Source organism: Roseofilum halophilum BLCC-M91 (assembly GCF_030068445.1).
Lineage (GTDB): Bacteria > Cyanobacteriota > Cyanobacteriia > Cyanobacteriales > Desertifilaceae > Roseofilum > Roseofilum halophilum.
The window spans coordinates 55,003-80,507 of record NZ_JAQPOK010000150.1; the positions used below are offsets into that span (position 1 = coordinate 55,003).

Genomic DNA, 25,505 nt, shown 5'->3' on the forward strand with positions numbered 1-25,505 from the left:
GGGAGCATCTTGCTCCCTAGATTTTTAATTAGGGTATTTCCGCTTTGCAGACATGAATAAGCAGACTTGATATTACTTTGAGGTCAGAAATGGGGCGATCGCCTCACAAATGGTTTCAAACTCAAACTGATTAACCCGCTCTATCAGCCATTGGGCGATTTCTGGAGGGTCAATCTCTTGACTCAGGTCGAGAATCGATTCATGATCGGCTTCAATGGCTCTTTGATGGAGGGCCGATAGACAATCCAAAGATAAGGTTTCCCAGGGTAAATCGCCCTTAGACTGAACGTTCTGGGCAGTCTCCAGACTAGAGGTGAGGTCAACGGTTGGCTCCAGGGAGCAGGTTTCATAGAGATAACGAACGCCCAAATGTTGGGCAATTTTGTCGAGCAGTACGGTTTGCTGAAAGGGTTTGCTGATATAGTCATCACATCCAGCCCCTAAAACCTGTTGTCGATCTTCCTCAAAGACATGGGCGGTGACGGCGATAATGACGGTTGCTTGACCTTGAATGCTGGCCTTAATCTGTTGGGTGGCTTCTAACCCGTTAACCACGGGCATCCGCATATCCATGAGGATCAGATGGGGTTGCCAGCTTTGCCAGAGGGCGATCGCCTCTTGGCCATTTTCGGCAGTGTGAACTTCAAACCCCACATGATTTAACAGATGCAACAGGAGTAAGCGCTGCTCCCGTTCATCATCAACGACTAGGATGCGATAGGTGGGCTGATCGGGAGCTAATCCGGCGATCGGTTGTAGGGGGCGATCGGTTGCAATGGATTGAGCTTGTCCCAACTCTAAGGGAAGATCGAAAAAGAAGCGACTCCCCAAACCCACTGTAGAGTCTACCCTTAATTGACCTCCCATTAACTCAACGAAATGTTGGCTAATGGCTAATCCTAGTCCCGTTCCTTCTTCGTCATTTTGCCAGCCATGGGCGACTCCTAATGCCTGACTTTGAACAAAGGGTTGAAACAACAAGTCTCTATTTTCCGGGGCAATACCGATGCCGGTATCAGAGACGATAAACCGAATATAATGGCGATCGCGATCGGTTGCAGGGGTAGGGGATGGGATGACTTCGAGGGTAACACAACCCTGGGACGTGAATTTAATCCCATTATCCACCAGGTTAAGCAGAACTTGCCTTAACTTTTTTTCATCTCCATAGACATATTGAGGAACGCGATCGTCAACCTTGATTTTTAGGGCTAACCCTTTCAAACGAGCTTTGAGCTGTAATAGGCTTTTGAGATTCTCTAAAATTTTGAGTAAATCAAAATCTGTGGCATTCAAGCTCACTTTGCCCGACTCGATTTTCGACATTTCTAGAACATCATTGATTAAATTGAGCAAATGTTCGCCACTTTGATTAATGATTTTCAGTTGTTCTTGCTGCGTCGAAGACAAGGAGCCATCTCGCCCCATCACTTGGGCAAAGCCTAAAATTGCATTCAAAGGAGTCCGAAATTCATGACTCATTTTCGCTAAAAATTCACTCTTAGCTCGATTAGAAGCATCGGCATTTTCTTTGGCAACTTTCAACTCTTCCGATTGGGTTTGGATGGCTTCAATTAATTTAGACTGCTGAATAGAAACACTGAGATTATTACTGACATCAATCGCCATTTTAATTTCATCTTCTTGCCATTTACGAGCCGCTCCATTTTGATAAATACCCAATAATCCCCAGAGTTGATTGGAGCAAAAAAGAGGGAGCATTAAGTAAGATCTCGCCTGAATTGTTTCGATAAACTTCAAATACTCCACTTCAAAGCCCGCTTGATAAACATCGGTCATGCAGAGATATTGATAGGCATGAAAGGAAACGGATTCCGCCGTCATAGACAAGACAGAAGAAGAACGCTGATTCGGGGTATCAATCCAACTTTTTAGGGCACAACTTTCATCCGTAATCAGTTCTGGAGAAAACACACAATCGATATCGAATAAAGAGCGCCAACCCGGAGCCACAGAATCCGTGATAAATTCACCGCTCCAATCTGAGTTTAAGCGATAAATCGCCACGCGATCGCTCTCAAACAATTCTCGAATTTCATGGGTTGTGACTGCCAAAATAGTTTCTACATTTAAGGCTTGTTGCATCTGGGCGAGAATCTTGGCAATCGCCCGTTCTTGTTGAGCTATTTTTTTCAGTTTTTCTTCGGAAGTTTTTCGTTCTATTTCGGCTTCAGATCGTGCCACAAAGACATCTAATATTGCTCTTTTTTCTTCATTCACCTCCAGTGGCTTAACATCCAAAATAGCAATATAGCCAATCACTGTGTGTGAACTGTTTTTCAAGGGGAGTCCTAGGTAGCTTTGGATATTCAAGCTTTGAATCAATGGATACTTGCCAAACTCCTCTTGGCAGCGATCGGAATAATAAACTTCTTGTCCTGATAAAATGGGATAGCAGGGTGCGTCCAGCACATCTAGTTGAGAAAGTTTTTGGATTTCTGTACCATTCCAAAAGGCTAAAACATCAACTTGTCGGAGTTCGCGATCTCGCACTTTGGCAATCAAAGCATAGGGAACTTGAAGAAGATTGGCTAAATATTGAGTGCAACTTTCAAAAAAATCATCTCCTGTCGAGGTTCCGATCCCTTGAGAGAGTAACTTAAAAGCTAATTCTCGTTGTTTTTGGGCAGTAATATCAACACCAAATGATTGAATATCCACCAAGGTTCCACTCCGATCGAGAATGGGTTGATTCGTCCAACGTAACCATCGAGATTGTCCTGTCCCAGAGCGATATTCATATTCCCAACTTTGTGGAGTTAAGGTTTTTAATAAATGGATAATCTGGTTTTGAATTTCTAGACGATCATTGGGATTGACTAAAAAGGAATTTAGAGACCGATCGATGAGCTGAGTTTTGGTTTGATTAAAGAATTGACAAAAATATTGATTGACGAAGGTCAGTTGAGTATTGGGTTGCCAGCGACAAATCAACACATCTTCTTGGACTTCGATCAGTTCTCGATAGCGAGTCTCACTTTCTTTGAGTTCTAATTCAATGCGATGGCGTTCGGTGATATCTTCGACCATGCCCAAGATGAATTCGATTTTTTGGTTTTCTTGAAGGGCAGAAATGGTGACTCTTCCCCAGCGAATGGTTCCACTGTTGTGAACATAGCGTTGTTCGATTTGATAGGATTGAGTTTGAGCGAGTAGCAGATGTTGAAAGTGGGTATCATGGGCACTCCGGTCTTCGGCATAAATTAGATGGGATGATGGGATGGATTGCAATTGTTCTGGGGAATAACCAATGAAGGATTGAAAGGCAGCATTGGTTTGCACAAACTGACCATCTAAGGTGGTAATGTAAATGCCAATCCCGGCTTGTTCAAAAACGGCCTGAAATCGAGCTTCGCTGTGTTGGAGGGCAGTGGTTGCCGTTTCTAAGGCTGTGATGTCTCGAATTACGAATAGGGCAGTTCGATCGGATAAAGGGGAGACTTTGGCGGAAAACCACATGCGTTGTTCTTCGATGGTGAGGTGATATTGCAGGGTTTGGGTGTCTCCGGTGACGATCGCCTGTTCAATGGCTCTTAACTGCTCATGGGCTTGGGCTTCGGGTAAACAATCATACAGGGTTGTGGATAACTGGTTTTCAGGAGGTTCCCGCAAAAATTGGGGATTATTGGTCATAAATTTTAGACAAACCCCCTCCTGGTTATAGACGACGATCGCGTCATCCATGGCCATTAACATGGCTCTTTGTTCAGCCTCCACCTGTTTTTGCCGTAGCACCGTTCCTAATTGGGAGGCGATCGCCGAAGCAAACGCTAATAATTGATCGCCTCGATGGTGAAATTCTAAGGTCGAAATTCCCGATAGAAACAGCACCAACACCGCGACCACCTGTTCCTGCTGTTGCTCTCCTGGACGCGATAAAATCGGAATCCACAACCCTTTCTGAATATGGCACAGAGCCGCTAAATCCGGTTGTTGGCAAATTTCCGGCGATCGCTGGGGCACATCCGGCACATACTCAGCCTTTCCAGTGACCCACACTTTCCCCAGCAAACCACTCCCACTACTCCAGATCTGGCTTTGACGACCGAAACGAAACCGCTCTAAATGGCTCAAGACCTCTGGCGGTTCCTGCTTATGACAATGCCAAACCGGACTGAGGCTTAAGACCCGACCCTCATCACTCGGTAGCCACACCTCACCATAGCTCCAACCACTCGCTTCACACAGGTGTTCCAGAGCCGTATAGAGAGCCGTATAGAAATCTGGCGATCGGCTAATCTCTTGAGTCACCTTCAGTAACCATTGGGTCTGCTCTTCCGCCTGTTGGCGTTTCAGAGCCGTTTGCCGAATACCAATCCACTTACCCAAACTTTGAGCCATCAGCTCTAAAATTTCCTGAGCTTGAGTATCAAAACGCTCCCCCTGCTCATGGGTTGAACCAAACCCTAACACACCATAAAATTCATCCTCGACCCAAATCGGTGTGCCCATAAACGTCTCCAAAGTATAGCGCCCTAAATTCAAGGGTTTGACCGGTCTAGAACCGCGATCGCCTTGTTCGTGGGTAATCGTTTTTTGTCGGCGCATCACCCAATCCAAATAAGTATCCTTAAAATCCAGTTGCCTGGATGCATTGATAAACTCAAGGGTTGACTCCACCCCATCAATCACATACCTGTCCTCTTCCACATGACCAATCAAGCCAACCGAACACCCTAAAATCGAACAACCCGTTTGTAGATAATCCCGAAATAAAGCTTCGATTGTCCGATAATGGGACGTACTTAAACGATGGATCTGTTTAAGATGGAAGCTAAAACGCTCCAACTTCTCTTCCATCAACCGACGATATTCAATTTCTTCTTGGAGACGGAAATTTTGGGTGAGGAGTTGTTTTTGGGTCTGAGAGGCTCGAATATGATAGTCAATCCGGGCCAGCACCTCGGATTTGAGAAACGGTTTAGTCACATAATCGACTGCTCCCACTTCAAAGGCTCTCACCTTATCAATTTCTTCTCCTAGGGCACTAATAAAAATAATTGGGATATCCTCAGTTAAGGGATCGGCTTTGAGTAAGGAGCAAACTTGATAACCATCAAGTTCTGGCATTAAAATATCTAGTAAAATCAAGTCAGGGGGCATGGCCTTAGCGCCCGATATTGCCAATGCACCTGTGACTGCCGATCGCACCTTATAGCCTTCTCGACTGAGCATCTTAGCAAACATATGCAAATTGGCTGGGATATCATCAACCACAAGGATATTGGGTTTAACTGGGACTGGTTCCTGCTTAATCATTAGTGATGGGTCAGATATATGAATGCAAAATGGGAAGTAGGTTGGAGACAGACCAGTAGAGCCAGGGGAAATTCAAAGTATTTTTTGATTCATTATAGCTCTGTGATTATTCTTTATTGTAAGTCTCTATGGATGTTTTTGCCATAAAGGGGGTTGTTTCGGGGTGAGTATATAGAAATTCTGCCCTAGAGACTCTATTGTTTTAAGATGAAGATTCATTGAGGGCGAAACGGATGTCTTCTAAGCGAGCCATACTCTGTGTTGATGATAACCCAATTATTTTAGATAGCTTAAAGCGACAACTCAAGGCTTGGTTGACTTCGAGCTATTTGATTGAGCAAGCAGAAAGTGGTATTGAAGCCTTGGAAATTGCCCAGGATTTGATTGCCGATCGGATAGATATTGCCCTGATTATTTCCGATCATATGATGCCGGGAATGTCCGGGGATGAACTTTTGATTAAAGTGCATGACTTATCCTCAAAAACCCTAAAAATATTACTGACGGGTCAAGCCAGTGCAGATGTGGTTGGGCGAGTCGTTAATCATGCCAAGTTGTATCGTTATATTGCTAAACCTTGGGATGAAGAAGATTTGAAATTAACAGTAACTGAAGCCTTACGCAGTTACGATCAAGACCAGAAATTAGCCCAACAAAATAAAAAATTACAACTCATCAATGCTGAACTGACGGAATTGAATCAAGATTTAGAGAAAAAAGTTTCTCAAAGAACCCAGGAATTAGAACAAGCCAAGCAAACCGCAGAATTAGCGAATCGGGCTAAAAGTGAGTTTTTAGCCAACATGAGTCATGAGCTGCGATCGCCTCTAAATGTGATTTTGGGATTTTGTCAATTAATGGGGCGTTCGTCTTCGTTGCCCGCAGAACATCAAGAAAATCTTCGCATTATGAATCGTAGTGGACAACATTTATTGACATTGATTAACAATGTTTTAGATTTGTCAAAAATTGAAGCCGGTCGCATCACTTTAGATGAAAGTTGTTTTGATTTTATGAGGTTAATCGATGACTTAGAAGGAATGTTTAAGCTGAAAGCAAAACAGAAAAATATAGAATTGTTTTTTGATATCTCTCCTAAAGTACCTTACTATATTTGTACCGATCAAGTCAAATTACGTCAAATTTTAATTAACCTGCTCAATAATAGCCTAAAATTCACCGAAGAAGGTCATGTAAGTCTGAGGATTTCAACCGTTAATCCCCAGGTCGATCCATCCAGTCATAAGGTGGTTTTACAAGTTGAAGTCGAAGATACTGGGCCGGGCATTGCTCCAGAAGAGCAGCAGAAATTATTTGAAGCTTTTGTGCAAAGTAAAAGACGAAAAGTGTCTCAGGAAGGAACGGGTTTAGGCTTGACCATTGCCCAAAAATTTGTGCAGTTAATGCAGGGCACAATCACTTTAGAAAGTCAAGTCGGTTATGGCAGTAAATTTCAGTTTACCATTGAAGTGTTCAGAGTCAGTTCCGATCGCGTGCTGCCCACCCATTCGAGTCATAGAGTCGTGGGTTTAGCTCCAGAGCAACCCGTATACCGGATTCTGATTGTGGACGATCAGTGGGAAAATCGGCAACTTTTGTTACAATTTCTAGAGCCAATTGGTTTTGAAGTGAAATTGGCCGAAAATGGACACGAGGCGATCGCCCTTTGGGAAACTTGGAAACCTCACTTAATTTGGATGGACATCCGAATGCCAGTCATGAACGGCGATCTCGTCACCGAATATATCATAGCCAATACCCCAGCAACCGAGCCAGCCCCAATTATTATTGCCTTAACAGCCAGCATCTTAGAAGAAGAACTCGATCGTATTTTGAGTGTCGGATGTCATGACTGCGTACTCAAGCCCTTCACAGAAGACCTGATCTTTGAAAAGATAGCTGAATATCTAGGTGTACGTTATATTTATGATCATCATTCACAAGAACTCCAGGAAAAATCCCTTACCTCTTCCCCTTCTGCATTTAGTCTCACATCCAATAGCCTCAAAGTTATGCCCCATCAGTGGCTTCAGCAACTCTATCAGGCAGCAGATGCCATTGATGACGATCGACTGTTACAGTTGATTGACCAAATTCCCGATCGATACTCAACTCTTGCACAATCCCTAACGGATTTAGTCAAAACCTTTCGCTGCGATCAAATTTTAAGTTTGATCGAAGATACCCAAATGGATAATTTTAATGCCGATCGCTAGAGAACCAAACAACTGTGGATACTTATAAAGGGAATATTCTCATTGTTGACGATCAACTGGAAAATCTCCAGGTCTTATCTCAAACCTTGTCAGAGGCTGGCTATAAAGTTAAGGGAGCCGTTAAAGGAGAGATGGCTCTGAGAGCTTCTCGATCCGGAAATCTCGATCTGATTCTGTTAGATATCAAATTACCTGACATGAGTGGGTATGAGATTTGCCAACAACTGAAGCAGGAGGAAAAGACCCAGAATATTCCCATTGTATTTTTAAGCGCTTTAGATGAAGTTCTAGATAAAGTCAGAGCATTTAAGGTTGGAGGGGTCGATTATATTACCAAACCTTTCCAAGTGGAAGAAGTGTTAGCTCGGATTGAGCATCAATTAACCATTCGACGACTGCAAAACCAACTGCAAGCGCAAAATAAAACCCTGCAACAAGAAATTCAAGAACGAAAAAAAGCGGAAGAAGAGGCCGAAGCTGCTTCTAAGGCCAAAAGCCAATTTTTAGCCAATATGAGTCATGAACTCAGGACTCCTTTAAACTCTATTTTAGGCTTTACTCAAGTGATGCTTCGGGATGGTCAGTCCACCGATGAACAGCAAGAATACTTAGAGATTATTAATCGCAGTGGAGAACATTTATTAGATTTGATTGATGATATTTTGGATTTATCCAAGATTGAAGCCGGTATTATTCAATTAAATGAAAAAGACTTAGATCTCTACTATTTATTAGACAGCTTGGAAGATTTATTTAGGATCAAGGCGGAATCCAAAAACAATATCCTCAAGTTTAATGTCGATCCCCAAGTGCCCCAATATATTAAAACCGATGAGCAAAAGCTGCGAAGTTGCTTGATTAATCTCTTGGGAAATGCAATGAAATTTACCCAACTGGGTCAGGTAGAACTGAGGGTGAAGTTACATCCAGAGGCAGATCCGGCAAATATTGAATTTCAGGTGAGTGATACAGGGCCAGGGATTGCACTGGAAGAACAACCGGATTTGTTTCAGGCTTTTGTACAAACGTCCACAGGAAGGCAATCTGCACAAGGGACGGGTTTGGGTTTATCAATTACCCATAAGTTTGTGCGGTTGATGGGGGGAGAAATTTCTGTTAGTAGTGAAGTGGGTAAAGGTACTGTTTTTGTGTTTGATATTCCGTTTCAACCCGGTGATGCATCTTTATCTTCAGCCCAAGATTCTCAACAAGTTATCCACTTAAAACCAGATCAAAAAGCCTATCGTATTTTAGTGGTGGATGATACGCCGGAAAATCGCAAGCTGTTGATGGAGTTGCTCTCTCCCGTGGGGTTTGACGTGAGGGAAGCGAGCAATGGTCAAGACGCGATCGCTATCTGGGAAAGTTGGCAACCGGATTTGATTTTCATGGATACTCGGATGCCGGTGATTGATGGTTTGGTTGCTACCCGCATGATTCGAGAACAAGAAAAGCAGAAGGGCCTAAACCCAACGGTGATTATTGCTCTCACTGCGAGTGCTTTTGAACAAAGGCGAGCGAAAATTATTGAGGTGGGTTCGGATGATTTTATCTGTAAGCCTTTTAAGAGTATGACCCTGTTTAAGAGTTTATCTCGTTATTTAAACGCGGCTTACATTTATGAACCGATTCCCGAATCGAAGCGGAAGCAAAGACAGTATCCGGCACGCACCGATCGCTTCTGGGAAGAAGAGTTGAATCAAGTGGGAGAAACTTGGGTCGAATCCCTCTATTATGCCGCTAGGGAAGTGAATGAAGAACGAGTTGAAGAGTTGATCGAAGAGATCGCCCCCACTCACCCCACCTTATCTGAAGCCCTGACTGCCTTATTTGAAGATTTTCGCTTAGATATTATTATGCAAATTACTCAGGATTATTTAGAGCGATCGCCCTAACCCCTTCCCTTAATGCTCCCTAATCCCCCGTCTCGGAAGCGGTGACGAGAGAATAATAGAGGTGGAGGTTTGCCCAAATTGACTCAGTCGCTCGATCGTCTCCTCTAAGTGCCCCATAGAGGATACCGTCACTTCCATAAAGAAGGAGACGTTACCGGTGACATGGTGGCACGATCGCACCTCTGGCAAGGTTTCAATCAGAGCCAAGATTTGCCGATACTGCTGGGGAGTCGTGGTTAGGGCAATCATAGCAGCAATCGGATAGCCCACTTTTTCCGGGTTTACCTGGGCCTGATATCCCGTAATCATACCCGTTTCTTCCATGCGCTTCACCCGTTCGGCGATCGCCGGAGCAGACAACCCCACCTTTCTCCCCAACTCCGCCAACGAGATTCTCCCCTCCCCTTGCAAGATCTCCAGAATTTGCCATCCCGTCGAATCTAACAGTTTTTCAGAATCGAAAGTCATTCTCACATTTTACCTTAAAATACGCCAAAAATCAACCCCTTTACCTTACAATTCCCCTTCAAATCCCCCGGCAACTTAGCTATTCTAAAGTAGAGCTAAAACTGTAGGTTGGGTTGAACGGCAGTGAAACCCAACTTTCGTCAGACTGGTGTTGGGTTTTCGGCTGTCGCGAAGCGAAACGTTCCTCAACCCAACCTACATTCTTACTTATTACTTATTACTTATTACTTATTACTTTAGATCGCCCATGGAAATTACAGTCATTCTCAAAGGATTAATCATCGGTTTTTCCATCGCCGCACCCGTTGGCCCCATCGGCATTTTATGCATCCGTCGCACCCTAAGCCAAGGCAAAATTGCCGGACTCGTCTCCGGTTTAGGCGCAGCCACCGCCGACGGTTTCTATGGCTGCATTGCCGGATTTGGATTAACCTTCATCTCCAATCTCTTAATCGAACATCAAATTGGACTACGCCTGATTGGTGGACTTTTTCTCTGTTATTTAGGACTGCAAACCTTTCGCTCATCTCCCAGCAAAGAAGAAGCCAAAATTGACGGAAAAACCCTATGGCGTGCCTATGTTTCCACCCTATTTTTAACCCTAACCAATCCCCTGACCATTCTCTCCTTTGCCGCCATTTTCGCCGGACTCGGAGCCGGAAATAGCTATGGACAAGGATTAGCATTTCTCCTCGTTTTAAGTGTCTTTTCTGGATCGGCACTCTGGTGGTGTGTGCTGGTTACCGGTATGGGCTTAATGAAACATAAAATAACCCCCGATCGTTTGCGCTGGATTAACCGCATTTCCGGCATTATTTTATCCGGATTTGGATTAGTTGCCCTCTGGAGCATCATTTTTAGACTAGGGGGATAACTTCGCCTTTTTCAGGCGGTTTTTCTCATACCATTGCGCCACTTCAGGCATCCAATTTTGGAAATGAGGAAAGATATGTTCGCAGAGTTTTTGGCATTCAAGTTGAGCATCAAGCTTATATCTTAAGTCTAACAGATGCATCAGCGATCGCCCATTCAAAGAGACCAAAAAATGTTGTCTAACATCAAAAGGGATAATTCCCCGTGCATGTTCTTCCGATATGCCACTCTCCACCATTTGCTGATACCGTTTTGCGGCTTGCAAACACCACTCTAAATCTGATTGTCGCTGTTCTTCGGTATAGGTATAATGCTTCCCTTGACGATTACTATATTCTCCCACTGGACGGAGATAAAACACCTCTTCAATGGGTTTTAAGCCTTGAGCCGCTTGGATAATTCGCGATCCTGTATAGCGGTTGGATTGTACATCGAACGAGATTCCGACCCGATGAGTCCGTACTTGTTGCATGACGCTGTGGGGAAAATAACCACAATTCAAGACAATTTGAGGATGTTCTAAGGGGCCATAATGGCCCCGACCCCCAGATAATAAATGTTTAACAATCAGTTCTCCCGCTTTAGATTCATTCGGCCATTCTTCTCGTTCATCATAAACTAGATTTTCACTATAATCTTGATGCATCGCCGCATAAATTACCTGTTGAGGATTGGGGATTTTAGAAATAACTTCAACTCTAAATTTATCCATGATTAATAGCGCTTCGCCCTGGTAATGGGTAATGGGTAATGGGGAATTGGGAAGAGGAAATGACGACCTTAGAATATCATAGTGGCTAACCCTTTAACCTCGTTTCCAGGATAGCCACCACTTGAGAAAGGTTTGAGACCAAGAGGATTGGTGAAACTGCTGGAGTTGCCAGCGATCGCCTACTCTCGCCAGCAGTTGTGATACACTGCCGAAAACTCCCGGACTCTCCTGCAATCCTTGCAGCTTGATCCGATGGTGAAGGGCTAGACTCAGGGATTGAATGACTTCTTCTGCTCTAGTTCCCAACACCGTCGCCCCCAAAATCGTACCATCCGGTTGCACAATCACTTTAATAAATCCAGTAATCTCTCCGGATAAAACCGCCGCCGGATTAGTTTTTAAATCCTCTTGAATGACCTGGACATCCCCATATCGCCGTCTTGCCCCAGCTTCCGTTAACCCCACTCTGGCTAAGGTTGGCTTGCTATAGATGGTATAGGGCAACTGGTTATAATCAATGGTAAAGAAGGGGAAAAATAACGCATTTTTAGTCGCAATTTTTGCCTCATATAAGCTCAGATGGGGTAAGGGATATCCCCCTAAAATATCTCCGCAAGCATAGATTTTTGGGTTCGTAGTTTGTAGCTTATTATTAACCCTTAAATACTGATTTGTCCAGTCTACTCCTAGTAACTCCAAGGTGGGCGCGGGAAACGGCAGAGCAGGAGGAGTCACGAGTAAAACCCGATCGAAGGCGATCGCCCGATTACCAACTTGTAACCAGGTTTTGCCCTCAATTATTCGCCCTTGAGCCACCTGAGTTTCCCCTAAAATCTCCACCCCCAGCGCCTCCAGTTGGCTGTGAATCAGATTAGCCGCTTCCGGTTCTTCCTGGGGCAAAATTCCCGCATCTTCCATAATCAGGGTTACCTTAGACCCCAACTCTTGGAACAGATGCGCCAACTCAATGCCAAGAGGATTGGAGCCAATAATCGCCAAAGAAGAGGGTACAGACTGCAAACTCGCTAAACTCTTGGGAGTCAGATAACCCGTACTCGCCAACCCCTCAATCTCAACCCTAGGCTGAGTTGGAGGAGCCAACAAATAGGTAGAAGAGAACAAGCGACGGTTACTTAACGCCACTGCAATTTGTCCCTGTTTTTCCTCAAACTCCGCCCCCTCCTGAATCAAATCAATCCCCAACTGCTCCAGAGCAGTAGGAGAATCAATCAGCGCCAACGTCTCCACCCCAACTTGCACCCATTGGCGCAACCGTTCATAGGACAGAGCCTCACCATCGCTCATCGGATACCGTCCATTTTGCCCCGATCGCAACGGTAGGGGTAATTTTAAGCAATCCTGGAAACTGTAGCCGTGGGAAGTCTCTGGCGGCAAAATCAGGGCAACTCTAGCCCGGTATTGTGCCGCCCTTACTGCCGCATAGGTTCCCGCAGGAGACCCCCCCCAAATAATCAGATCGTAGTCAACAGACACAATAAGCAGCGATCGGATAAAGGAACTTTCCCAAACTTCTACACTTCAAACCCAGTCATCCCTAATCCCAACTCCCTTGGACAAATCCGTAGTACAAAGAACTTGCACAGGGTTGATTACGGATTCAGCACAAGTAGACAGAATAGGAAACTTACAGATAACATCGTTAGAACCTATTGTATTCTAGCGGTACACTAAAACAAGCTCCTGATTATAACAGGCACTCTCTGACTCTCAGTCTGTGCCTCTCCCTTGCTTCAACTTCGTCCTAACCTATGACTCGTGTGAACCAACCCAACTCTGACCAGAATACCAACCCGACTCCCGAAAATCCTTGGATTGAGGGACTCAAAACCATTGGACTGGCCGCCATTCTGGCCATTGGGATTCGTCATTTTGTCGCCGAAGCCCGTTATATTCCCTCCGGGTCAATGTTACCCACATTGCAATATCAACCCACCCACGATCGCCTGATTATCGATAAACTCGGCTATCGGTTTGGCGATCCCAAACGGGGGGATATCATTGTCTTTTCCCCCACAGACAAGATGAAGGAAAAAGACCCCAATTTCAAAGATGCCTTAATTAAGCGAGTCGTGGGTTTACCAGGCGATAAAATTGAGATTGTCAACGGGAAAATGTATATCAACGATCGCCCCTTAGAAGAACATTATGTGGCTTCAGAAATCAACCCTGCCGCCCAGATTACTAACACCTCCGATCATCAATTTACCACCATAGACGTTTGTCCCCCCGATCAACGATTTCTCGATCAACCGCAAATTGTCCCTCAAGACTCCTATGTGGTATTAGGCGATAATCGCAACAGCAGTTATGATAGTCGCTGTTGGGGAGCCGTACCGCGCAAAAACATCATCGGTCGCGCCGTGCTTCGCTTTTGGCCCTTGGGACGGTTTGGCACACTCGATGGAGTCCCCATCGATGCAGAAGAAGAAAATTAATCCGTTCGTTTGGGTAGGAGCAAGACTAAAAGGATAATCGCCAACACTAACCCCCATCCGAGACTCAAACCCACCGATTTTACAAAGGGATGCACAGTCGTAGCCTGGGCATCCCAAGGCATCAGAATAGGTTGTTCTTCGATCAGGGCATAGCTCGTAGCAATGACACTAGCAGCCGCCATGCCCCCACCAACCACCCCAATGGTAATATTTAAGTTGCGGCTATCAATAGACTCTTGTTCGCTACTCTCTTTAATCTCTCCTTCTAGCGTCACCAACTTATTTTGTAAGTCCTTACTTTCCCGAACTTGAGCCGCCATATCTTGATGTAATTCGCGGCTAATTTCCACTTGTTCCACTAACCGTTCTTCCAGAGCGCGATCCGCTTCAATTTGCTCAATCTCTAACATCCCGCGAATCGTGGCAATCATTTCTTGAAACAGGTTTTGACCCGCGAGTAAATAATTTAAGTCAGTTTCGATTTGTTGCAGATAAGTGTTTTTGGCTAAGTCCAGAAAAGAGTCCCAGAAGGGAAAACAATCATCCGTCAACTTAGCCTGGTTAATCTCAGTAAATGCCCTTTGAAAATTCTTGATATTAGTGTCCGTGGTGTTGTAGCACTCCCGGAGCAAGCGCAGGGTTTGGCTATACTTAAATCCCAGTTGGCGGATATCTTTGAGCAAGGTTTTCAAGTCCTTTAACCGTTTTTCGTCATCCGTTTCTTGCTCAATTTCGCTAAACCGGGGAATTTGTTGCTCTAGTTGGTTGGCTAGGGTTTGCGCTCTTTGGTAGTATTGTTTCGATTGTTGGGTAGTGAACAGGATTTTATGGCGAAAGCAGAGTAGTGTTTTCAGGGATTGGTTGAAGTTATCGCTATTGATAAAGCAAGATAGGCTATTTTCTTTGAACTTGAGCCAGACTAAAATATAAATATTTTCCGCTTCGTAGAGAAAGATCGGACTGCCAAACAATTGCCCCTGTTTCACTTGAATATCATTAACCCTAGTGTCAGGAAATAATCCAGTGACACAATTATCCGCTACGTCACGATATTTATTGATTAGGATGCGATAGTCTTTCAGGGCAATCGGTTTACTGGGTTCGGCATAGAGGAAAAAGCTTTGACCTAGAGACGGATTTAGGGTAGAATAGGAAAGGACATTATTGGGATTAAAACCGTTAATTTGGTGACAAAGAAGCGGTATCTTTCGGTCAGTTTTATCTAAAAAAAGTGTTAGGTCAGCGAGATAAACATCTTGCAACTTTTCAGCGTGAAATGCTCCTTTAGCTTGCAGCGTTGGAGTTAAGGGGATTTGGCTTAACTTCAGTTTTCGTTGTCCTTTGATCAGGTCTTGCCAGGGTTCATTTTCTTGAATTGGATGCAAGTTGGCGCGGAAGGTTTTCAGCTCTTCACTGTTAAAAGCAGTGGCAACCGTTGTGGCAAAGGTTTGCCAGAGTGTCTCGGCATTTTTGGCGGGCATTTGATAGCCTTGGTCAAAGTCTGACCAAAAGTGGAAAGCATAGAGCGTGAAAATAGGATTTTTGATTTCGGACATTTTTAATTGATGATGATTTGCTGTAGGGGCGGGTTTTACCAATATTCTAGAACACCCACAGATATCTTACCTAAACCCGCCCTATTCACCCAGAAAATAGGATTTTTGATATCGGACATTTTGAATTGATGATGATTTCCTGTAGGGGCGGGTTTTACCAATATTTAGGATACTCAGGAATATGTTATGTAAACCCGCCCCCCAACTTAGATTTGGTGCGTTACGCTGTCGCTAACGCACCCTACTGGCTCAGGAATATGTTATGTAAACCCGCCCCGCCAACTTAGATTTGGTGCGTTACGCTGTCGCTAACGCACCCTACTGTCGTGACACAGCTAAAAATGTGCATTAGGGTAGGGTGGGTTAGGCGGCTAAAACCTTGACTCTGACAGCAATCTATCAATCCGCCGTAACCCACCATTTTAGGGTTGTCACGGCACTACGGGATTTGCTAAATCCCTCTCCCCGTGGGAGAGACTTTTTTCTCCCCTTCTCCCGTGGGAGAAGGGGTTGGGGGATGAGGGCACAATTTTCATGGTTTACTTCTCTAGTTTTTAGGTGCGTTACGCTGTCGCTAACGCACCCTACTGCCGTGACACAGCTAAAAATGTGCATTAGCGTAGGGTGGGTTAGGCGGCTAAAACCTAGAATCTGACAGCAATCTATCAATCCGCCGTAACCCACCATTTTAGGGTTGTCAAGGCACTACGGGATTTGCTAAATCCCTCTCCCACGGGGAGAGGGACTTTTTTCTCCCCTTCTCCCGTGGGAGAAGGGGCTGGGGGATGAGGGCACAAGTTTCTGGGTTGCCTTCTGGGTTGAGCTACTGTTGTTTCTCGTTGGTTTGGCCTAATCGGTTGAGGTTTTCTAGGTATTTTTCGTAAGCTCTTCTAACGATTTCTTCTGGTGTTTCTTCCTCTTCGTTGGCATCGTTGGGCCCCATTTGGCTGAGGTCGTTTTCGATGTTTTCTTCGACGTTGGGATGGGTTTGGCACCAGGCTTTGATTTTGGCCGCTAGGGTTTCTAGGCTGTCCGTGGGTTGGAGGTCTAAGCCTTGAATTTGGCTTAAAAATTGGGGTTCGTAGTAGTCGAATAGGTCGGTGAAGGCTTTGACGATGGCTGCGGGGGTGGCATGTTCGGGGATGGACATGGTGCGTAAGGCCTCTTCTATGTTTTGGGTGGTGAGGGTGAGGGGTTGGGTTTCGCCGATGAGGGTAAACCCAGACCAGGATTCGGGTTTGGGAAACCGGGTTTTGGTGTTGAGCATAGCATGACGGAGGGCGGAGGCGCGGTTTTCGCCGTTCGCCAGGTTTTGGTAAAACTCCGTCATCAGGACTTTGGCGGCTGGTGCGCCGATGTTCCAGAGGGAGACAACGAGACTGGGAACTCCCGCGAGAATGAAACAGCGAGACAAGCCGATAATGCCATCGCCAGTAATTTTACCCTTGCCGGTGCTACAGGCGCTGAGGACAACAATCTCGGCGTTGATTTGTTGGTCGAGAATTTCGGCGGCATTGAGAGCGCCATCGCTGTCAGCATCGGGAGCAAGGACAATAGTTCCGGGAATGGTTCCGGGAATGTCGTCCAGGTTGGTGTCTTCGGGTTGGTATTCGTCCAGGAGTCCGTGGGCGAAGATATGGACGATGCGGGTTTGCAGCATTTGGGTGATGACGGCGACTTTGGTGGCACTGTCCCCCATGATGGGGAGAGTGTCGAGAATCCTGGCAATGGTTTGGGCGGCTTCCTGCATATACTCGTAGGAGCGCAGGTTGTAGGGGTTGTTTTGGAATTTGGGGTGCAGGGTGGGTTCGGCGACGACCAGGGCCTTTTTCTGGGTTCGGTGCAGGCGCTGCTGTTGGGCGTGGGTGGTCTCTAGGACTTGGATGGAGGGAGCGGTGAGGGGGGTATGGTCTTGGATCAGATAGCGTCCTTCTGGGTTCTGTAAGGAGGCGAAGGGAACCAAATAGAGGGCATAGTGGGGAATGAAGATGACCCGCGCTTCGGGATCGGCGGGCAGGAGGTCGGCAATGGGGGCGATGAGGATATCGTAGAGGTATTGCAGCCAGGGAAAGTGACCGTCGCGGGGTTTTTCTTCCGGGTTGAGTTTGAGGGGTTGGTTGTCTTTTTCAGCGATGCCGATGGAGACTCGCGCCCGCAGAATTAGGGTTTCCAGGTTGTCGAGGTCGTCTTCAGTGATGGGGGAGCGGCGAAATTCGATGTTGCCCGTGGGTTGGATGACCCAGATATAGAGTCCTTCATAGACAATGGAGTATTCGACGAGGGTGGCGTTTTGGCTTTGGGCAACTTGCTTGATATTCTCTATATTAAAAGTCCAAGTTTTTGTTTCTTGTTTGGATATTCCTAATCGTTCCTTGAGCGATTCTACAAATACACGAGTTCGCCCTCTTTCAGAAATTTCTAAAGCTTGTGCAAACTTTTTTTTGTTAACTAAATCTTTTTGATAGTCCTGGTAAATTTGAATTTGAGAATCAAAAAAGACTATTTTTTGACTCTCATCACTTATTTGAGCAAGTAAAGATTCAGTGTTTTTGATTATACTCAAGTATTGCATCAACCTTTTTCACCTGTATATTAACCCTTATATTTTCCAAAAAAAAAATAAATCAAGAATTAAGTATTCTGCCGAGCTTTTGGTTGATTTGTACTGATTCTTCATGGCATTCTATAGCCATATGATATTCCCCCAATGAACGGTATATAGTGCCTAAATTTCCTAGAGAATTAGCTTGTCCCCAGAGGTCTCCTATTTCTTTTTTGATAGTTAGGGCTTGCTGATGATAGTCTATAGCTGTCTGACATTCTCCTAATGAATAGTAAGCAGTCCCTAGATTTCCCAAGGAAGCAGCTTCTCCCTGCCGATCTCCTAGTTCCCTTTGGATAGTTAAAGACTGCTCGTGGTAGTCGATCGCTCTTTGGTATTGCCCTAATGATTGGTAGGCATTGCCCAGATTTCCCAGGGAAGCTGCCTCTCCCTGGCGATCGCCGATTTCCTTCGCTATAGTTAATAATTGCTGGTGGAAGTTGATCGCTTTTTGGTATTGCCCTAATGAATAGTAGGCAAGGCCCAGATTTCCCAGGGAATTTGCCTCTCCCTGGCGATATCCGATTTCCCTGGCTATGGTTAAAGACTGCTCGTGGAAGTCGATCGCTCTTTGGTATTGCCCTAATGAATAGTAGGCACTGCCCAGATTTCCCAGGGAAATTGCCTCTCCCTGGCGATCGCCGATTTCCCTGGCTATGGTTAAAGACTGCTCGTGGAAGGCGATCGCTCTTTGGTATTGCCCTAATGAATCGTAGGCAAGGCCCAGATTTCCCAGGGAAGAAGCCTCTCCCTGGCGATTTCCGATTTCTCGATAGAGGGCGAGTGCGTGTTCCCAGGAGGCGAAAGCTTCGCGAAACTGGCTTTTTTGGTATTGCTCTATGCCTTGGTTGAGTAGTTCGTCTGCATCCATAGGTCAATTAATAATGAACAATTAACAATTAATAATGAACAATAGTTCTGGGTTGGTGGGTTGGGTTTCGGGTGGGTGGGGGCGGGTTTAGAGGATTGATGGTTTGGTGTTCTAGATTTGGGTATAACCCGCCCCTACGATTGAATGAACAATTAACAATGAACAATGAACAATTAACAATTAACAATTAACAATGAACAATTAACAATTAACAATTTTCATGTCGGCGACAGCCGAAACAATGGTTGTGGGTGGGTGTTCTAGATTGTGCCCTCTCCCTATATCCCTCTCCCACGGGAGAGGGACTTTTCTCCCCTTCTCCCGTGGGAGAGGGCTTGCCCTGAGCGAAGCCGAAGGGGGTTGGGGGATGAGGGCGAATTTCTGGCCGGCCTATCTACAACCCCAATATTGTAGATAAAGCTACGTCTAAGTCTGCTAAGTAGCGATCGTCCAAGTGACCGATGATATTAACAATGCGGGATTTACAGCGCTTCGCGCGGTAATGGGTAATGGGTAATGGGTAATGGGAAAACCATTTTTTACGCTAGAGTGCCCATTCTTCAGGCTTTTCATGGGACAACACTCTCAAGGAAGATTTCGATTACTGTACCTCATAACATTCACCATTGAATTTCCCCACAGGCTAAACGCTCTTCATAGTCTTGTAAATTAGACAAATAATCGGAAAACCCTGATTCTGCTAAAACAGACTCTCGATCGCGATCGCCATTAGCACCCGTGGTTTCGGCTTGAATGGAATTAAGGAGTGCTTGGACTAAGTGCCAGCGATTCCTTTCCTTCGGACATGAACGGAAAGCTCCGCTAACGCCTATGGGTAATGCTAGGATGCGATCGAGTAATTCTGGTGCTGTCATTTCTTCTGTGCCACATCAATCTTCTTCATGGTAGCGCGATCGCCGTTATGGGGAGCGATGGCGATCGCATTGGTGAAGGGGAAGAAACCAGGTTTGTAGCGGCTAAGGATTAAAAGGGTTATACAGTGCCAAGCCGATAATTCTGTGGAAATCTGCTATGTTACGAGTGACCAGCGTATAGCCTTGTACAAATGCACAAGCGGCGATCGTAGCATCGGGTAGTTTCAAGCGGTAACTTTGCCGAATGTGAGCAGCACTGTCTAAAATTGTCTCCGTCAGGGTTACTGAGGAAAGCTTTCTCAAAAAGCTTCTGATCTGATTGGCTTCCCTTGGGGTTAAGGCTGGATAACAGAGTAATTCAATCCAAGTTAAAGGGCAATAGTAACCTTCATGATTACCCGCTAAAATATCGGCAAACAAGGGCTGAACCACTGCATCTCCATTGAAATAATAGATAAAAATATTCGTATCGAGTAAATATCTATAGCTAGTCTAAATGAGTTGTGCAACAGGAAATGCCCTCTCCCTAATCCCTCTCCCACTCCGAGAGGGACTTCTGCTCCCCTTCTCCTGCGGGAGAAGGGGCTGGGGGATGAGGGGCAGCTATTACATCACTCATTTAGGTTTGCTATAGTCATCCCACTCTTGCCTGAGTTGCTTTTGGAAGACTAGAGGATCAACCCGTTGCGGGAGAAACCCAAACCCATCTAAGGATAACTCATGATTCTCACCCTTCGAGTCGCTTAAGGCTTGAGCCAAAACAGCAGCAGCCTCAGAGGAGTTACGCAACCTTTGAAGTGATAATTCACCCTCAGCCGTTGGAGATGCTCCATTCGTCTCGCCATGAGAACCGGTGGTTTCTGCTTGAATGGAATTAAGGAGTGCTTGGACTAAGTGCCAGCGATTCCTTTCCTTCGGACATGAACGGAAAGCTCCGCTAACGCCTATGGGCAATGCTAGGATGCGATCGAGTAATTCTGGTGGTGTCATCTCTTGCGTGCAACTTCAATCTTGTTTCTCTAATAATATCAAATTCTTTTTCTAATCGGTTGGGTTGAAGGAAGTCCAACCCAACCTCAAGGGATCTTACTCTAGAAGTTGTTGAATAAACTCCAATTGGGTCGTGTCGCGAATGATTAAGAAAATGCCTAAACCTAATAACAACATGATCCCGGTTTGCATCACATTTTCTTGGACTTTGGTGGGGAGGGGTTTACCGCGCAATCCTTCCACTAACAGAAAGGCCAATTGACCGCCATCGAGAGCGGGTAGGGGCAAGATATTTAAGACGGCTAAATTGACGCTAATAATGGCGGCAAAAAAGGCTAAACTGCCGGAATCCGATCGCGCTAATTTGGCCCCTTCTTCTACAATTTTCACCGGCCCACCGACCTGATTGGCCATGGAGCTAAAATTGGTGATCAGTTGACCGAAGCCTTGAACGGTTCGTACGACAATATCTTGAAACTGTTCTGCGGCTAAACTGAATACTTCTAAGGGGCTTTGCGGCGATCGATAGGTGGGCGTACCATTGGGAAATAACTGTACGCCAATGCGTCCTTTGCCATCGGGGCCCGGTTGGGGGGTCACTTGCAAGGGAATGACCCGCTCATCCCGTTCTACGGTCAAGGTTAAGGGTTGATTGGGAGCTAGTTGAATGGTTTCTTGCACCACACCAATGGCACGCTCGGAAGCGCCCAATTCCTGGCCATCGATGCTGAGAATAATGTCTCCGGCACGGATACCGGCTTGGGCGGCTGGGGTATCGGTGGAGAGGACTTGGGGGACTAAGACTCCTGGTTGATAATTGATGCCATCGGGAACCCCTTGAAAGCCAAATTGAAGCGCCAATACTAGATAGGCAAAGATTAAATTGGCAATGACTCCGGCGCTAATGACGATCGCCCGGTCTAGGATGGGGCGATTATTGAGTAAGTTGGGGTCATCGGGGGGAATGGTGCTATCGGGGTCTTCATCGGGGAATCCCACAAATCCCCCTAGGGGGATGGCTCGAATCGCATATTCTGTTTCAGACCCCTGATATTTCCACAGAATGGGGCCAAAGCCTAGAGAAAACCGGTTGGCATGAATCCCCTGGAGGCGGGCGGCTAAAAAGTGGCCCAATTCATGCACAATAATTAAGACGACGAGAACTGCGATCGCTGCCAAATAACCCATAGGAGTTACTAAAAATTACCACTAAACAACACTATCTTCTTATTGTAGGCGCTAAATCCCTACAAAACCTCCCGACCTAAATAGGGTTGCAGCACTTCCGGAATGGTAACCGTACCGTTGGGTTGCTGGTAATTCTCTAGGATAGCGGCCATGGTACGCCCGATCGCCAATCCCGATCCGTTTAAGGTATGTAAATATTGGGTTCCCTTTTTCTTGGCTTCTCGGAAGCGAATGTTACCGCGCCGGGCCTGAAAATCGCCACAGTTGGAACAACTCGATATTTCCCGATATTTGCCAGAGGAGGGTAACCAGACCTCTAAATCGTAGGTTTTGACGGCGGAAAAGCCTAAATCTCCGGTGCATAAGGCGATCGCCCGATAGGGGAGTTTGAGCGCTTGTAGCACCGACTCGGCTTGCTGTACCAGAGTTTCTAACTCCTCTGCGGAGGTTTCTGGACGCACAAACTTAAACATCTCCACCTTATTAAACTGGTGCAGACGAATTAAACCCCGCGTATCCCGTCCATAGCTTCCGGCTTCCCGACGAAAACAGGGGGTAAAGGCGCAATGATAGAGGGGTAGGTCGTCTCCATTGAGGATTTCATCCCGATAGAGGCTGGTAATGGGCACTTCTGCGGTGGGAGTGAGCCAAAGGTCGTCTTTTTCGCATTTAAAGCTCTCTTCGGCGAATTTGGGCAACTGCCCCGAAGCGGTGAGGGAGTCGCTATTGATCAGGAATGGGGGCATAATTTCGGTATAGCCTGCCTGAATATGGCGATCGAGCATAAACGAAATGAGCGCCCGCTCCAAGGCAGCCCCCGCTCCCATTAACGTTACAAAGCGACTTTGGGCAATACGCACAGAACGCTCAAAATTCAAGATGCCCAATTGTTCCCCAATTTCCCAGTGAGGGAGAATATTCGGATTCTGCGGTAAATATTCATCTCCCCAGCGCCTTACCTCCACATTTTCTTCCTCGCTCTTGCCCACTGGAGTGGAATCATCGGGAAGATTGGGTAAGGGCAAGAGTAACTCGGCTAATTGGGCTTTTAGCTCTTTTTCCTGGGGTTCGAGTTGTGCTAGTTCCGCCTTAACCTGGTTCCCTTCTTCCTTGAGAGCTTGGATTTCCGTGGATTGGGGCGAAGTCCCCGATTTAATCTTTTGCCCCACCTGTTTGCCAATGTCGTTACTTCTGGCTTGCAGTTGGCTGCGTTGGGTTTCCAGGTCTCGTTGTTGGCGATCGAGGCTTAAAATAGTCTGGAGGTCATAATCTGGCCCTCGACTGTTGAGTTTGGCTTGAACCTGTTGGGGATTGTCTCGGATTTGTTTAATGTCCAGCACCGGTTTGTCCTGTAAATAAAGCTGACCCTACACCGATCAGAATATCATTTGCTCAGTCGAGTGGTAAGTTAGACGATCGGAGTCCAAAATTAGCGATCGCCTGGTCATCCATAGCTTATCCTGAGTCACTCACTAACCTTTCTAAAACCACCCAAGGTAAGTCCCTATGTTAGATCTTAATGAGCGTTTAGCAATTGTGCGGCAAGTTCCGATTTTCCAGGAAATTGAGAACGAGGAAATTTTGGAACATCTCAATGCTGCTTTATTGGAGTTATGGTATCCTTCCGGTCATCTGATTCTAGATGAAGGACGAAAGGGGGGATTGCTATATATTCTTTTGTCGGGGAAAGTTGAAGTTGTTAAGGATCATGCGGTATTAGCTCAACTGAACAAGGGTGATTTTTTCGGCGAGATGTCGATTTTCAATGCTGCGCCCCTTTCTGCTTCTGTCCGGGCAGTGGAGGAATGCGAGGTGCTTTTGTTAACTCAGCAACAGTTGTATGAGGCGATCGAGGTTTCCCCAGGGGTGGCAGTTTATATTATCCGTATTTTGTGTAGGCGGGTGAATCAGATGAACCAAGCGTTATCGGAGTTTCAACAAGCTCAGAAATCTTAAGGAACCAGAAGCCCGGCTTCTTGAAGAAGCCGGGTTTCTCAGGGCCTTATATCTTATATCTTAAGCACCTGCCAGAACTAAATCCACTTCGTCCGCGCCATCGGTTGCCCCTTGACCGGAGGTGATTTGCTCGCCATTGACTTCCACCGCTAAAGGGGTATCGTCAAGGGTAATATTGTAGTCCGTTGCATCAGCCGTATAGCCGACACTGGCGATCATTTTCCGCCCTTCATCGGTATAAACAAACGCCAACATTTGATTTTTGTCTTGTTCGTTATCGTAAGCCCAAATCACCATATATTGGGTCTCTTCATATTCAAACACTTTCGGGGGGCGGGTGGGAACATAGCGCCCTTCAGAGCCAAAACTCGCATCTAAAAAGCCTTGTACAGATTCTGGTTCAACACTGACATATTTAATGACGGGTTCTTCAGAAGAGAAGGTGGCCATCTGGGCAGAAGCGGCTTCCTCTGCGGCTTCTGCGGCTGCCTCATCATTGAGGTCTCCTTCTACGGGTTCTTCTTTGTCCCGGTTCCGTAAGTAGTCAACGGCCAGTTTTGTGCCAATTCCACCGACGGCAGCGACACCAGCACCAATGAGTACGTTGCGAAGTTTCATGTTTTCTCCTGATGGTTAGAGAGCATGGGTTTAATCTACCATTCCCTATTACCGATTGGTCATAAGTTGGGGAATGGGGAGTGGGCTATTATTTTATGCCTCGCCCATTTTCGTTAAATTCAATAACGGTTTGCTCGGAGAGGGGATGAGTGGTCATTTGTTGTAGAAGGTTTAGGGGTACAGTAATTACACTGGCTCCGGCTTGTAGGGCTTCTGCGGCTTCTTCGGGGGATTTGAGGCTGGCGGCTAGGATTTTGGTGTTGCTGCCTTGTAATATTTTAGCCATGGATTGAACGAGGGCGAGGCCATCTCCTAGGAGTCGGGTGGCACGGTTGACGTAGGCGATCGCATATTTAGCTCCTGCATCCTGGGCGATCGCCGCTTGTGCTGGACTATAGATGGCAGTAACGGAACAGTCCATCTGTGGTGATAGGTAGGCAGTGGCTTGAAACCCGATCGCCGTTGCCGGGATTTTTAACACGGTTTTTTCGCCAATCATCTCATAAGCGCGTTCGGCTTCGGCAAGCATCCCCTCATAGGTGGAGGCTGTGAGTTGATAGAACAACTCGTAGGGAGCGATCGCCGCCAATTGGGTTAACGTTGCTTCTGGAGATAGGTTGCTTTTAGCCAACAGGGTAGGGTTGGTGGTAATTCCCTTTACCCATCCCCATTGAATCGCCGTTTGTGCGTCAGCAATTGAGGCAGAATCAAGATAAATTGCCATGGGTACTCTCATTATTCTAGGTTTAACCTTAATCCATCGATCGCACTTGTAGATACCTGAGTTTGACATCCTCACCGCCCTAGAAGGGCGGTGATTCCTAAACCTCACAATTTAGGTTTCTGCTTCATAGCAGTTGCCTTCACAGATTTACTCCGCTCTGGTCTTACACTCGCTCCACAGACTGACACCGCAAGTCCTGCGGCCAATATGTTTTTGCTGGCATTG

At 46.1% G+C, this 25,505-nt stretch carries 17 protein-coding genes and 2 pseudogenes; 6 read left to right on the forward strand and 13 right to left on the reverse strand.

Translation table 11 applies throughout. From position 1 onward, the window contains the following. Window positions 1–72 precede the first annotated feature (72 nt). Window positions 73–5,280, reverse strand: coding sequence for a response regulator (locus PJF56_RS19555; protein ID WP_283764391.1), 5,208 nt, complete (start codon window positions 5,278–5,280; stop codon window positions 73–75). A 233-nt stretch (window positions 5,281–5,513) separates the two neighbouring features. On the opposite strand from PJF56_RS19555, the gene PJF56_RS19560 reads away from it, so the two are divergent. Next, window positions 5,514–7,496: a response regulator gene (locus PJF56_RS19560; RefSeq protein ID WP_283764392.1), complete on the forward strand. Its 1,983-nt coding sequence runs from the start codon at window positions 5,514–5,516 to the stop codon at window positions 7,494–7,496. Between the two features lie 14 nt (window positions 7,497–7,510). Then, a complete protein-coding gene (locus PJF56_RS19565) occupies window positions 7,511–9,391 on the forward strand; it encodes a response regulator (protein ID WP_283764393.1) in 1,881 nt (626 codons plus the stop codon). A gap of 9 nt (window positions 9,392–9,400) precedes the next feature. Here the strand turns inward: PJF56_RS19565 and PJF56_RS19570 are convergent, their stop codons facing one another. Beyond that, on the reverse strand, window positions 9,401–9,859 hold the full coding sequence (locus tag PJF56_RS19570) for an Lrp/AsnC family transcriptional regulator (RefSeq protein ID WP_283764394.1): 459 nt from the start codon (window positions 9,857–9,859) through the stop codon (window positions 9,401–9,403). 247 nt (window positions 9,860–10,106) lie between these two features. On the opposite strand from PJF56_RS19570, the gene PJF56_RS19575 reads away from it, so the two are divergent. After that, window positions 10,107–10,733: a LysE family translocator gene (locus PJF56_RS19575; protein WP_283764395.1), complete on the forward strand. Its 627-nt coding sequence runs from the start codon at window positions 10,107–10,109 to the stop codon at window positions 10,731–10,733. On the opposite strand, the gene thyX is transcribed toward PJF56_RS19575, so the two are convergent. Both thyX and PJF56_RS19585 read right to left on the reverse strand, forming a co-directional pair. Beyond that, window positions 10,722–11,444 carry an FAD-dependent thymidylate synthase gene (gene thyX, locus PJF56_RS19580; RefSeq protein ID WP_283764396.1) on the reverse strand — a complete coding sequence of 241 codons (723 nt, stop codon included), beginning with the start codon at window positions 11,442–11,444 and terminating at the stop codon, window positions 10,722–10,724. The two genes, PJF56_RS19575 and thyX, sit on opposite strands and share 12 nt — an antisense overlap. A 93-nt stretch (window positions 11,445–11,537) precedes the next feature. Beyond that, entirely contained in the window at window positions 11,538–12,938 is a 1,401-nt protein-coding gene (locus tag PJF56_RS19585) for an FAD-dependent oxidoreductase (RefSeq protein ID WP_283764397.1), read from the reverse strand. Between the two features lie 275 nt (window positions 12,939–13,213). On the opposite strand from PJF56_RS19585, the gene lepB reads away from it, so the two are divergent. Further along, the gene (gene lepB / locus PJF56_RS19590; RefSeq protein WP_283764398.1) at window positions 13,214–13,900 is read left to right on the forward strand and encodes a signal peptidase I; all 687 of its coding nucleotides are present in this window, start codon (window positions 13,214–13,216) and stop codon (window positions 13,898–13,900) included. Here lepB and PJF56_RS19595 read toward each other — a convergent pair. From PJF56_RS19595 to PJF56_RS19610, 3 genes and pseudogenes are all read right to left on the reverse strand, one after another. Then, a complete protein-coding gene (locus tag PJF56_RS19595; RefSeq protein WP_283764399.1) occupies window positions 13,897–15,456 on the reverse strand; it encodes a hypothetical protein in 1,560 nt (519 codons plus the stop codon). The two genes, lepB and PJF56_RS19595, sit on opposite strands and share 4 nt — an antisense overlap. Window positions 15,457–16,516: 1,060 nt before the next feature. Then, a pseudogene (locus PJF56_RS22395) lies at window positions 16,517–18,926 on the reverse strand (CHAT domain-containing protein); the annotation flags it as partial. 623 nt (window positions 18,927–19,549) lie between these two features. After that, window positions 19,550–19,804: a hypothetical protein gene (locus PJF56_RS19610; RefSeq protein ID WP_283764402.1), complete on the reverse strand. Its 255-nt coding sequence runs from the start codon at window positions 19,802–19,804 to the stop codon at window positions 19,550–19,552. On the opposite strand from PJF56_RS19610, the gene PJF56_RS19615 reads away from it, so the two are divergent. Next, on the forward strand, window positions 19,795–19,917 hold the full coding sequence (locus tag PJF56_RS19615) for a hypothetical protein (RefSeq protein ID WP_283764403.1): 123 nt from the start codon (window positions 19,795–19,797) through the stop codon (window positions 19,915–19,917). The two genes, PJF56_RS19610 and PJF56_RS19615, sit on opposite strands and share 10 nt — an antisense overlap. Here the strand turns inward: PJF56_RS19615 and PJF56_RS19620 are convergent. From PJF56_RS19620 to serS, 4 genes and pseudogenes are all read right to left on the reverse strand, one after another. Next, window positions 19,907–20,272 (reverse strand): annotated as a pseudogene (locus PJF56_RS19620) (type II toxin-antitoxin system VapC family toxin); the annotation flags it as partial. The gene PJF56_RS19615 and the pseudogene PJF56_RS19620 sit on opposite strands and share 11 nt — an antisense overlap. A gap of 147 nt (window positions 20,273–20,419) precedes the next feature. After that, window positions 20,420–20,794, reverse strand: coding sequence for a hypothetical protein (locus PJF56_RS19625; protein WP_283764404.1), 375 nt, complete (start codon window positions 20,792–20,794; stop codon window positions 20,420–20,422). 96 nt (window positions 20,795–20,890) lie between these two features. Next, on the reverse strand, window positions 20,891–21,982 hold the full coding sequence (gene rseP, locus PJF56_RS19630; RefSeq protein WP_283764405.1) for an RIP metalloprotease RseP: 1,092 nt from the start codon (window positions 21,980–21,982) through the stop codon (window positions 20,891–20,893). 59 nt (window positions 21,983–22,041) lie between these two features. After that, window positions 22,042–23,322 (reverse strand): serine--tRNA ligase, encoded by a 1,281-nt coding sequence (serS, locus tag PJF56_RS19635; RefSeq protein ID WP_283764406.1) that lies wholly within the window; start codon window positions 23,320–23,322, stop codon window positions 22,042–22,044. Window positions 23,323–23,488: 166 nt separating this feature from the next. Between serS and PJF56_RS19640 the strand changes: the two genes are divergently transcribed. After that, on the forward strand, window positions 23,489–23,938 hold the full coding sequence (locus PJF56_RS19640; RefSeq protein ID WP_283764407.1) for a Crp/Fnr family transcriptional regulator: 450 nt from the start codon (window positions 23,489–23,491) through the stop codon (window positions 23,936–23,938). A 60-nt stretch (window positions 23,939–23,998) separates the two neighbouring features. Here the strand turns inward: PJF56_RS19640 and PJF56_RS19645 are convergent, their stop codons facing one another. Together PJF56_RS19645 and PJF56_RS19650 are read right to left on the reverse strand one after the other, a co-directional pair. After that, window positions 23,999–24,556 carry a hypothetical protein gene (locus tag PJF56_RS19645; protein ID WP_283764408.1) on the reverse strand — a complete coding sequence of 186 codons (558 nt, stop codon included), beginning with the start codon at window positions 24,554–24,556 and terminating at the stop codon, window positions 23,999–24,001. An 88-nt stretch (window positions 24,557–24,644) separates the two neighbouring features. Next, window positions 24,645–25,280, reverse strand: coding sequence for a transaldolase family protein (locus PJF56_RS19650; protein WP_283764409.1), 636 nt, complete (start codon window positions 25,278–25,280; stop codon window positions 24,645–24,647). Window positions 25,281–25,505 lie beyond the last annotated feature (225 nt).

Bases quoted from the DNA above. Each gene is read 5' to 3' on its own strand.
- PJF56_RS19640 (WP_283764407.1), top strand. From the start codon at position 23,489: ATGTTAGATCTTAATGAGCGTTTAGCAATTGTGCGGCAAGTTCCGATT.
- PJF56_RS19595 (WP_283764399.1), bottom strand. From the start codon at position 15,456: ATGTCCGAAATCAAAAATCCTATTTTCACGCTCTATGCTTTCCACTTT.
- rseP (WP_283764405.1), bottom strand. From the start codon at position 21,982: ATGGGTTATTTGGCAGCGATCGCAGTTCTCGTCGTCTTAATTATTGTG.
- PJF56_RS19560 (WP_283764392.1), top strand. From the start codon at position 5,514: ATGTCTTCTAAGCGAGCCATACTCTGTGTTGATGATAACCCAATTATT.
- PJF56_RS19625 (WP_283764404.1), bottom strand. From the start codon at position 20,794: ATGACACCACCAGAATTACTCGATCGCATCCTAGCATTGCCCATAGGC.
- thyX (WP_283764396.1), bottom strand. From the start codon at position 11,444: ATGGATAAATTTAGAGTTGAAGTTATTTCTAAAATCCCCAATCCTCAA.
- PJF56_RS19575 (WP_283764395.1), top strand. From the start codon at position 10,107: ATGGAAATTACAGTCATTCTCAAAGGATTAATCATCGGTTTTTCCATC.
- PJF56_RS19570 (WP_283764394.1), bottom strand. From the start codon at position 9,859: ATGACTTTCGATTCTGAAAAACTGTTAGATTCGACGGGATGGCAAATT.
- PJF56_RS19610 (WP_283764402.1), bottom strand. From the start codon at position 19,804: ATGACAGCACCAGAATTACTCGATCGCATCCTAGCATTACCCATAGGC.
- PJF56_RS19555 (WP_283764391.1), bottom strand. From the start codon at position 5,280: ATGATTAAGCAGGAACCAGTCCCAGTTAAACCCAATATCCTTGTGGTT.
- PJF56_RS19650 (WP_283764409.1), bottom strand. From the start codon at position 25,280: ATGGCAATTTATCTTGATTCTGCCTCAATTGCTGACGCACAAACGGCG.
- lepB (WP_283764398.1), top strand. From the start codon at position 13,214: ATGACTCGTGTGAACCAACCCAACTCTGACCAGAATACCAACCCGACT.
- PJF56_RS19645 (WP_283764408.1), bottom strand. From the start codon at position 24,556: ATGAAACTTCGCAACGTACTCATTGGTGCTGGTGTCGCTGCCGTCGGT.